At 69.3% G+C, this 9,401-nt stretch carries 9 protein-coding genes (1 of these 9 running past the window's edge); 7 read left to right on the forward strand and 2 right to left on the reverse strand.

The features are described 5' to 3' along the window. Positions 1–48 precede the first annotated feature (48 nt). From CP976_RS31475 to CP976_RS31490, 4 genes are read left to right on the forward strand one after another with little or no spacing between them, the layout of a single operon-like run. Positions 49–2,265 carry a polyribonucleotide nucleotidyltransferase gene (locus CP976_RS31475; protein WP_150483344.1) on the forward strand — a complete coding sequence of 739 codons (2,217 nt, stop codon included), beginning with the start codon at positions 49–51 and terminating at the stop codon, positions 2,263–2,265. After that, entirely contained in the window at positions 2,262–3,641 is a 1,380-nt protein-coding gene (locus CP976_RS31480) for a M16 family metallopeptidase (protein ID WP_150483345.1), read from the forward strand. The genes CP976_RS31475 and CP976_RS31480 overlap by 4 nt, the downstream gene beginning before the upstream one ends. 28 nt (positions 3,642–3,669) lie before the next feature. Next, a complete protein-coding gene (gene dapB / locus CP976_RS31485; protein ID WP_150483346.1) occupies positions 3,670–4,422 on the forward strand; it encodes a 4-hydroxy-tetrahydrodipicolinate reductase in 753 nt (250 codons plus the stop codon). Between the two features lie 13 nt (positions 4,423–4,435). Continuing rightward, positions 4,436–4,891: a tetratricopeptide repeat protein gene (locus CP976_RS31490; protein WP_150483347.1), complete on the forward strand. Its 456-nt coding sequence runs from the start codon at positions 4,436–4,438 to the stop codon at positions 4,889–4,891. An 81-nt stretch (positions 4,892–4,972) separates the two neighbouring features. Here CP976_RS31490 and CP976_RS31495 read toward each other — a convergent pair whose 3' ends face one another. Continuing rightward, the gene (locus CP976_RS31495) at positions 4,973–5,527 is read right to left on the reverse strand and encodes a hypothetical protein (protein WP_150483348.1); all 555 of its coding nucleotides are present in this window, start codon (positions 5,525–5,527) and stop codon (positions 4,973–4,975) included. 111 nt (positions 5,528–5,638) lie between these two features. Continuing rightward, positions 5,639–5,878 (reverse strand): hypothetical protein, encoded by a 240-nt coding sequence (locus tag CP976_RS31500; protein WP_059415289.1) that lies wholly within the window; start codon positions 5,876–5,878, stop codon positions 5,639–5,641. Between the two features lie 177 nt (positions 5,879–6,055). Here CP976_RS31500 and thyX point away from each other — a divergent pair, with 177 nt between their 5' ends. The 3 genes from thyX to CP976_RS31515 all read left to right on the forward strand — a co-directional run. Beyond that, positions 6,056–6,796, forward strand: coding sequence for an FAD-dependent thymidylate synthase (gene thyX, locus CP976_RS31505; protein ID WP_150483349.1), 741 nt, complete (start codon positions 6,056–6,058; stop codon positions 6,794–6,796). Between the two features lie 211 nt (positions 6,797–7,007). Beyond that, positions 7,008–7,907, forward strand: coding sequence for a 4-hydroxy-tetrahydrodipicolinate synthase (gene dapA / locus CP976_RS31510; RefSeq protein ID WP_150483350.1), 900 nt, complete (start codon positions 7,008–7,010; stop codon positions 7,905–7,907). A gap of 155 nt (positions 7,908–8,062) precedes the next feature. Further along, on the forward strand, positions 8,063–9,401 hold the 5' portion of the coding sequence (locus tag CP976_RS31515) for a ribonuclease J (RefSeq protein ID WP_150483351.1). The gene runs 347 nt beyond the window's last position; the window shows 1,339 of its 1,686 coding nt (coding positions 1–1,339); it begins with the start codon at positions 8,063–8,065; the stop codon falls past the right edge of the window.

Below are 9,401 nucleotides of genomic sequence, written 5' to 3' on the forward strand. Positions count from 1 at the left end.
CACGGGCAGAGTGGGACGAAAGACGACAAAGTAACGGAGAAAACGCTAGTGGAGAACGAGACCCACTACGCCGAGGCTGTCATCGACAACGGCCCCTTCGGCACCCGCACCATCCGCTTCGAGACGGGCCGCCTGGCCAAGCAGGCCGCCGGCTCCGCCGTGGCGTACCTGGACGACGACACCATGGTGCTGTCGGCCACCACCGCCTCCAAGAACCCCAAGGACCAGCTCGACTTCTTCCCGCTCACGGTGGACGTCGAGGAGCGGATGTACGCCGCCGGCAAGATCCCCGGCAGCTTCTTCCGCCGTGAGGGCCGGCCCTCCGAGGACGCGATCCTCACCTGCCGCCTGATCGACCGCCCGCTGCGCCCGTCCTTCAAGAAGGGCCTGCGCAACGAGATCCAGGTCGTCGCCACGATCATGGCGCTCAACCCCGACCACCTGTACGACGTCGTCGCGATCAACGCCGCGTCCGCGTCCACGCAGCTGGCCGGTCTGCCCTTCTCCGGCCCGATCGGCGGCGTCCGCGTCGCGCTGATCCGCGGCCAGTGGGTGGCCTTCCCGACGCACACCGAGCTCGAGGACGCCGTCTTCGACATGGTCGTCGCGGGCCGCGTCCTGGAGGACGGCGACGTCGCGATCATGATGGTCGAGGCCGAGGCCACCGAGAAGACCATCAAGCTCGTCGAGGGCGGCTCCGAGGCGCCCACCGAGGAGGTCGTCGCCGCCGGTCTGGACGCCGCGAAGCCCTTCATCAAGGTGCTCTGCAAGGCCCAGTCGGACCTCGCCTCCAAGGCCGCCAAGCCGACCGGCGAGTTCCCGATCTTCCTGGACTACCAGGACGACGTCCTGGAGGCGCTCACCGCCGCCGTCAAGCCGGAGCTCGCCCAGGCGCTCACCATCGCCGGCAAGCAGGAGCGCGAGTCCGAGCTGGACCGCGTCAAGCAGCTCGCCGCCGAGAAGCTCCTGCCGGAGTTCGAGGGCCGCGAGAAGGAGATCTCCGCCGCGTACCGCTCGCTGACCAAGACCCTGGTCCGTGAGCGCGTCATCAAGGAGAAGAAGCGCATCGACGGCCGCGGTGTCACGGACATCCGCACTCTGGCCGCCGAGGTCGAGGCCATCCCGCGGGTCCACGGCTCCGCGGTGTTCGAGCGCGGCGAGACCCAGATCCTGGGCGTCACCACGCTGAACATGCTCCGCATGGAGCAGCAGCTGGACACCCTCTCCCCGGTGACCCGCAAGCGCTACATGCACAACTACAACTTCCCGCCGTACTCCACCGGCGAGACCGGCCGCGTCGGCTCCCCGAAGCGCCGCGAGATCGGCCACGGCGCCCTCGCCGAGCGCGCCCTGATCCCGGTCCTGCCGGCGCGCGAGGAGTTCCCCTACGCGATCCGCCAGGTGTCCGAGGCGCTGAGCTCCAACGGCTCGACGTCCATGGGCTCGGTCTGCGCCTCCACCATGTCGCTGCTGAACGCCGGTGTGCCGCTGAAGGCCCCCGTCGCCGGTATCGCCATGGGCCTGATCTCCCAGGAGATCGAGGGCGAGACGCACTACGTCACCCTCACCGACATCCTCGGTGCGGAGGACGCCTTCGGTGACATGGACTTCAAGGTCGCCGGCACGAAGGACTTCGTGACCGCCCTCCAGCTCGACACCAAGCTGGACGGCATCCCGGCCTCCGTCCTGGCCGCGGCCCTCAAGCAGGCCCGTGACGCCCGCCTCCACATCCTCGACGTGATGATGGAAGCGATCGACACCCCGGACGAGATGTCCCCGAACGCACCGCGGATCATCACCGTGAAGATCCCGGTCGACAAGATCGGCGAGGTCATCGGCCCCAAGGGCAAGATGATCAACCAGATCCAGGAGGACACGGGCGCCGAGATCACGATCGAGGACGACGGCACGATCTACATCGGTGCCGCCGACGGCCCCTCCGCCGAGGCCGCCCGCGCCACGATCAACGGCATCGCCAACCCGACGATGCCCGAGGTCGGCGAGCGCTACCTCGGTACGGTCGTCAAGACGACCACCTTCGGTGCGTTCGTCTCCCTGCTGCCCGGCAAGGACGGTCTGCTGCACATCTCGCAGATCCGCAAGCTCGCCGGCGGCAAGCGCGTGGAGAACGTCGAGGACGTTCTCGGCGTGGGCGCCAAGGTCCAGGTCGAGATCGCCGAGATCGACTCCCGCGGCAAGCTCTCCCTGATCCCGGTCATCGAGGGCGAAGAGAACGATGAGACGAAGGACGACACCGACAAGTGACGTCGAGTAGCTCCCAGGCGACGGCCCGCACCTCCTCCGAGGCGCGGGCCGTCGCCCGTACCCAAACCCTGATCAAGGGCACCAACGGCATCGGCACGGTCCGCAAGACCACCCTCCCGGGCGGCCTGCGCATCGTCACCGAGACTCTGCCCTCGGTCCGCTCCGCGACCTTCGGCATCTGGGCGCACGTCGGCTCCCGCGACGAGACCCCGGCCCTGAACGGCGCCACCCACTACCTGGAGCACCTGCTCTTCAAGGGCACGAACCGCAGGTCCGCCCTGGACATCTCCTCCGCGATCGACGCGGTCGGCGGCGAGATGAACGCGTTCACGGCGAAGGAGTACACGTGCTACTACGCACGCGTGCTCGACACCGACCTGCCCCTCGCCATCGACGTCGTCAGCGACATGCTGACCGGCTCGCTCATCCTCGAAGAGGACGTCAACGTCGAGCGCGGCGCCATCCTCGAAGAGATCGCCATGACCGAGGACGACCCGGGCGACTGCGTGCACGACCTGTTCGCGCACACGATGTTCGGCGACAACTCCCTCGGCCGCCCGGTCCTCGGCACGGTCGACACGGTCAACGCCCTCACCGCCGACCGCATCCGCCGCTTCTACAAGAAGCACTACGACCCGACCCACCTGGTCGTCGCGTGCGCCGGCAACGTCGACCACTCCAAGGTCGTACGGCAGGTCCGCGCCGCCTTCGAGAAGGCCGGTGCCTTCAAGGACCTCGCCGCCGAGCCCGTCGCCCCGCGCAGCGGCAAGCGTCCCCTGCGCACCGCGGGCCGCGTCGAGCTGGTCGACCGCAAGACCGAGCAGGCGCACGTCGTGCTCGGCATGCCGGGCCTGTCGCGCACGGACGAGCGGCGCTGGGCCCTGGGCGTGCTGAACACCGCCCTCGGCGGTGGCATGTCCTCCCGCCTCTTCCAGGAGGTACGCGAGAAGCGCGGCCTGGCCTACAGCGTGTACTCCTACACCTCGGGCTTCGCCGACTGCGGCCTGTTCGGCGTGTACGCAGGGTGCAGGCCGTCGCAGGTGCACGACGTGCTGAAGATCTGCCGCGACGAACTCGACCACGTCGCCGAGCACGGCCTCTCGGACGACGAGATCGGGCGCGCGATCGGCCAGCTCCGGGGCTCCACGGTCCTCGGCCTGGAGGACACCGGCGCGCTGATGAACCGTATCGGCAAGAGCGAGCTGTGCTGGGGCGAGCAGATGTCCGTCGACGACATGCTGTCGCGGATAGCGTCGGTCACCCCGGACGACGTCCGCTCGGTCGCCCGCGAGATCCTGGGACGGAAGCCCTCCCTGTCGGTCATCGGCCCGCTCAAGGACAAACAGGCGAGCCGCCTGCACGACGCCGTCGCCTGACAACCCCCTGGTTAAGGAAGCACAAGAGATGAGCAAGCTGCGCGTGGCGGTCCTCGGCGCCAAGGGCCGGATCGGCTCGGAAGCGGTACGAGCCGTCGAAGCCGCCGAGGACATGGAACTGGTCGCCGCGCTGAGCCGAGGCGACAAGCTGGAGACGCTGGCCGAGACCGGCGCCCAGGTCGCGGTCGAACTGACCACGCCCGACTCGGTCATGGCCAACCTCGACTACTGCGTACGCCACGGCATCCACGCGGTCGTCGGCACCACCGGCTGGACCGACGAGCGCCTCGCGCGGCTGACGGGCTGGCTGGAGCAGTCCCCGGAGACCGGCGTGCTCATCGCGCCCAACTTCTCCATCGGAGCCGTCCTGACCATGAAGTTCGCGCAGATCGCCGCGCCGTACTTCGAGTCCGTCGAGGTCGTCGAGCTGCACCACCCGAACAAGGTGGACGCCCCCTCCGGCACCGCCACGCGCACCGCCCAGCTCATCGCCGAGGCACGCCGCAACGCGGGCTCCGCCCCGGCCCCGGACGCCACGGCCACCGCCCTGGACGGTGCCCGCGGCGCCGACGTCGACGGCGTCCCGGTCCACGCCGTCCGGCTGCGCGGCCTGCTCGCCCACCAGGAGGTCCTGCTCGGCGCCGAGGGCGAGACCCTGACGGTCCGGCACGACTCGCTGCACCACAGCAGCTTCATGCCGGGCATCCTGCTCGGCGCCCGCCGTGTGGGGAGCGTCCCGGGCCTGACCTTCGGCCTGGAACACTTCCTGGACCTGAGCTGAGCCCCTGACCGTCATGCGCGCGAAGCTCACCTACGCCCTCACGGCCGCCGTCCTGGTCGTCTACTTCGTCCTGGTCGGCAGCCGCGGCGTGCTGCTCATCGAGACCGGCACGCCCCTCACCGTCACCTTCGGCGTCGCGGTGCTGATCCTGCCGGTCATCGGCCTGTGGTTCCTGTGGAAGAACACCCAGTTCGTCCGCAGGGCCAACGCCCTCGCCGCCGAACTCGAAGCCGAGGGCGGCCTGCCCGTCGACGAACTGAGGCGCATGCCCAGCGGCCGTATCGACCGGGACTCGGCCGACGAGGTCTTCGCCAAGCGCAAGGCCGAGACGGAAGCCGCCCCCGACGACTGGCGCACCTGGTTCCGCCTCGCCGTCGCCTACCACGACGCCCGTGACACCCCGCGCGCCCGCAAGGCGATGCAGCGCGCGATCGCCCTGCACGACGGCAAGCAGCCCGAGACGGCCTGAACCGCACCCACTCATGCCGGAGGGGCCGGACCGCGAACGGTCCGGCCCCTCCGGCATGAGAAATCCGGGATCGCCTGGGCGTCAGTGCGGGCGGTACTCGTCCGCCCAGGCCTCGACGGAGTCGGCCGCCCGGTCGAAGGCCTCCACGCGGCCCAGGAAGTCCGCGTTGTGTGTGGTCAGCAGCGCCGGCCCGCCGTCGGGCGACTGTCCCTGCCGGACGAGCAGCAGCGCCTGCCCCTGCACCGTCCGGGGCAGCCCCAGCCAGCGCACCGGCTGCTGCACCGTGCGCACGGCGGCGACCTGGTCCCAGGACGCCGTACGTGTCGTGAGGAAGCCCACCTGCCGCAGCCCGCGCGCGCTCACCCACACGCCCACGCGGAGCAGCCGCAGCGCCCCGGCGATGACGAGCAGCGCGAGCCCGAAGACCGCGCCGGCCGAGTCCAGTTCGGCCGTCGCCGCGATGATGACCGCGGCGAACAGCACGAACGAGGCGAGCAGCAGCGCCAGCGCCGCCGCCCCCACCCGCCAGGGCCCGGGCCGGTACGGCCGCCGCCAGCGGTCACGGTCGTCGTACGGCAACGGAACGTCGTCCGCCGCCTCGAAAACGCGGTCGGCCGTCAGGAAGGGCAGGGGCACGGCTGGTCCTCACTCGATCCATGCGTGGGCTGTGCCCGGTGAGGCTACCGATCTGTGTACCCGGTCACCACTGGCGGGGGGCCGGATGAGTCAGCGCCGGCCTGTGGCGGCTCAGTTCTTCTGCGAGGCCTGCGACTGCTGGGGCTGCGAGCCCGGGTGGTCGACCGACAGCGCGGGCGTCCCGACGACCAGGGAACCCACGAGCCCCGCCACGATCGTCAGACCCAGCAGCCATCGCCCGGCCATCTGGCCGACGGACAGCCGCTCACGCGGTGGGGGAGTGACATTACTGCGGAACCTGTCGGCCTCGGCGACGAAGGCAAACGGTACGGGTTCACGCCGACCGAACATCAGGGGTGCGTCTCCTTCAAAGGGTGGAACGGATCACTTTCGTCTGTAGAGACGAATGAACTCCCTCAGAGGTGCCCTGTTTCACCAACTTCATTGCGGCACGCCACCGATCGCGCTGATTTCGCCGGGCCGTAGAGTGGCGTCGCCACACGACGAGATGGGAAGGCCCTGCCAACCGTGACCGACACCCCCGCCGACGACCCCAAGCCCAGCTACCGCAGCGATGTGACCGTCGAGCTGGTCAAGCACACCGCGTCCGACGCGGACGTCCTGTTCGCCGCCCGCGTGTCGACCCTCGGCGAGCAGTCCCTGGACGAGCTGAACAAGGACCCCGAGCGCTCCAAGGGCCTGATCAACTACCTGATGCGGGACCGGCACGGCAGCCCCTTCGAGCACAACTCGATGACCTTCTTCATCAGCGCACCGATCTTCGTCTTCCGCGAGTTCATGCGGCACCGCGTCGGCTGGTCGTACAACGAGGAGAGCGGCCGCTACCGGGAGCTCCAGCCGGTCTTCTACGTCCCCGACGAGTCCCGCAAGCTGGTCCAGGAGGGCCGCCCCGGCAAGTACGTCTTCGTCGAGGGCACCCAGGCCCAGCAGGAGCTGGTCGGCCGCGTGATGGAGGACTCCTACCGGCAGGCGTACGAGGCCTACCAGGAGATGCTCGCCGCCGGCGTCGCCCGCGAGGTCGCCCGCGCGGTCCTTCCGGTCGGCCTGTACTCCTCGATGTACGCCACCTGCAACGCCCGCTCGCTGATGCACTTCCTCGGCCTGCGCACGCAGCACGAGCTGGCCAAGGTCCCGTCCTTCCCGCAACGCGAGATCGAGATGGTCGGCGAGAAGATGGAGGCCGAGTGGGCCGGGCTCATGCCGCTCACCTACGCCGCCTTCAACGCGAACGGGCGCGTGGCGCCGTAACGCGCCCCCGTTCCCCGATCAGGCACAGATGTACGGTTCAGCCGCACGAAGTGTCCGTATTGCGGCATTTCTAGAAGTTCATCTAGCCTGATCAAACGGGCCCGGCACTGCTTGAACCCCCGAGCAGGCAGTGCCGGGCTCCACCTTTGTCACGACTTGTCGCCTCCCCCTAGGGCAGACCCGGTCCTGAGCAACGAGTAGCGTGTAACCCATGGCTCCGACCTCGACTCCGCAGACCCCCTTCGGGCGGGTCCTCACCGCCATGGTCACGCCCTTCAAGGCGGACGGCGCACTCGACCTCGACGGCGCGCAGCGGCTCGCCACCCACCTGGTGGACGCAGGCAACGACGGCCTGGTCATCAACGGCACCACGGGCGAGTCGCCGACCACCAGCGACGCGGAGAAAGCGGATCTCGTACGGGCGGTCCTCGAAGCCGTCGGCGACCGCGCCCACGTCGTGGCCGGAGTCGGCACCAACAACACCCACCACAGCATCGAACTCGCCCGAGCGGCGGAGCGTACCGGCGCACACGGCCTGCTTCTTGTGACCCCGTACTACAACAAGCCCCCGCAAGAGGGCCTCTACCGGCACTTCACGGCCGTCGCCGACGCCACCGAGCTGCCGGTCATGCTCTACGACATCCCCGGCCGCAGCGGCGTCCCGATCAACACGGAGACGCTCGTCCGCCTCGCCGAGCATCCCCGGATCGTCGCCAACAAGGATGCCAAGGGCGACCTGGGCCGGGCGAGCTGGGCCATCGCCCGCTCGGATCTCGCCTGGTACTCCGGCGACGACATGCTGAACCTGCCGCTGCTCTCCGTGGGCGCCGTCGGCTTCGTCTCGGTCGTCGGCCACGTGGTCACCCCCGAGCTGTGCGCCCTGGTCGAGGCGTACACCTCGGGCGACGTCCAGAAGGCCACCGAGATCCACCAGAAGCTGCTCTCGGTCTACACGGGCATGTTCCGCACCCAGGGCGTGATGACGACCAAGGCGGCGCTCGCACTGAAGGGCCTGCCCGGCGGGCCTCTGCGCGCCCCCATGGTCGAGTGCGCGCCCGAGGAGATCGAGCAACTCAAGATCGATCTTGCCGCCGGCGGGGTACAGCTCTGACATCGGACTTCGCGCGGATCCCCGCGCACCTGCTTCACAACTGAATAGGCGGGCCACCGGTGCCCGCACCACTCCATACGACAACTGCTTCTGCACGAACGTCATGCGCGCCACGTGCCCTACCGGTACGTGGCGCGCGTGGTGAGGAGAGTCTTTTGAGTCATCCGCACCCCGAACTCAGCCCGCCCCCGCCGCTCCCCGAAGGCGGCCTGCGGGTCACCCCGCTCGGCGGCCTCGGCGAAATCGGCCGGAACATGACGGTCTTCGAGTACGGCGGCCGCCTGCTGATCGTCGACTGCGGAGTGCTCTTCCCCGAGGAGGAGCAGCCCGGAATCGACCTGATCCTGCCGGACTTCTCGTCCATCAGGGACCGCCTCGACGACATCGAGGGCATCGTCCTCACGCACGGCCACGAGGACCACATCGGCGGCGTCCCCTTCCTCCTGCGCGAGAAGCCGGACATCCCGCTGATCGGCTCCAAGCTGACCCTCGCCCTCATCGAGGCCAAGCTCCAGGAGCACCGCATCCGCCCCTACACCCTCGAGGTGGCGGAAGGGCACCGCGAGCGCATCGGCCCCTTCGACTGCGAGTTCGTCGCGGTCAACCACTCCATCCCCGACGCGCTGGCCGTCGCCATCCGCACCCCCGCGGGCATGGTGGTCCACACCGGCGACTTCAAGATGGACCAGCTCCCGCTGGACAGCCGCCTCACGGACCTCCACGCATTCGCACGCCTGAGCGAGGAGGGCATCGACCTCCTGCTCTCGGACTCGACGAACGCCGAGGTCCCGGGCTTCGTCCCGCCCGAGCGGGAGATCTCCAACGTCCTGCGCCAGGTCTTCGCCGGCGCCCGCAAGCGCATCATCGTCGCGAGCTTCGCCAGCCACGTCCACCGCATCCAGCAGATCCTGGACGCGGCGCACGAGTACGGCCGCCGCGTCGCCTTCGTCGGGCGCTCGATGGTCCGCAACATGGGCATCGCGCGAGACCTGGGCTACCTGAAGGTCCCCCCGGGCCTGGTCGTGGACGTCAAGACGCTCGACGACCTCCCGGACAGCGAGGTGGTCCTCGTCTGCACGGGCTCCCAGGGCGAACCCATGGCGGCCCTGTCGAGGATGGCCAACAGGGACCACCAGATCCGCATCGTCCAGGGCGACACGGTGATCCTGGCGTCGTCCCTGATCCCCGGGAACGAGAACGCGGTCTACCGCGTGATCAACGGCCTGACCCGCTGGGGCGCCAACGTCATCCACAAGGGCAACGCCAAGGTCCACGTCTCCGGCCACGCGTCCGCGGGCGAACTGCTGTACTTCTACAACATCTGCCGCCCGAAGAACCTGATGCCGGTGCACGGCGAATGGCGCCACCTGCGCGCCAACGCCGAGCTGGGCGCCCTGACCGGCGTCCCGCACGACCGCATCGTCATCGCCGAGGACGGCGTCGCCGTCGACCTGATCGAGGGCAAGGCCAAGATCTCCGGCAAGGTCCAGGCCG

Origin of the sequence: Streptomyces coeruleorubidus (assembly GCF_008705135.1) — a bacterium.
In the GTDB taxonomy this organism is placed as follows: domain Bacteria; phylum Actinomycetota; class Actinomycetes; order Streptomycetales; family Streptomycetaceae; genus Streptomyces; species Streptomyces coeruleofuscus.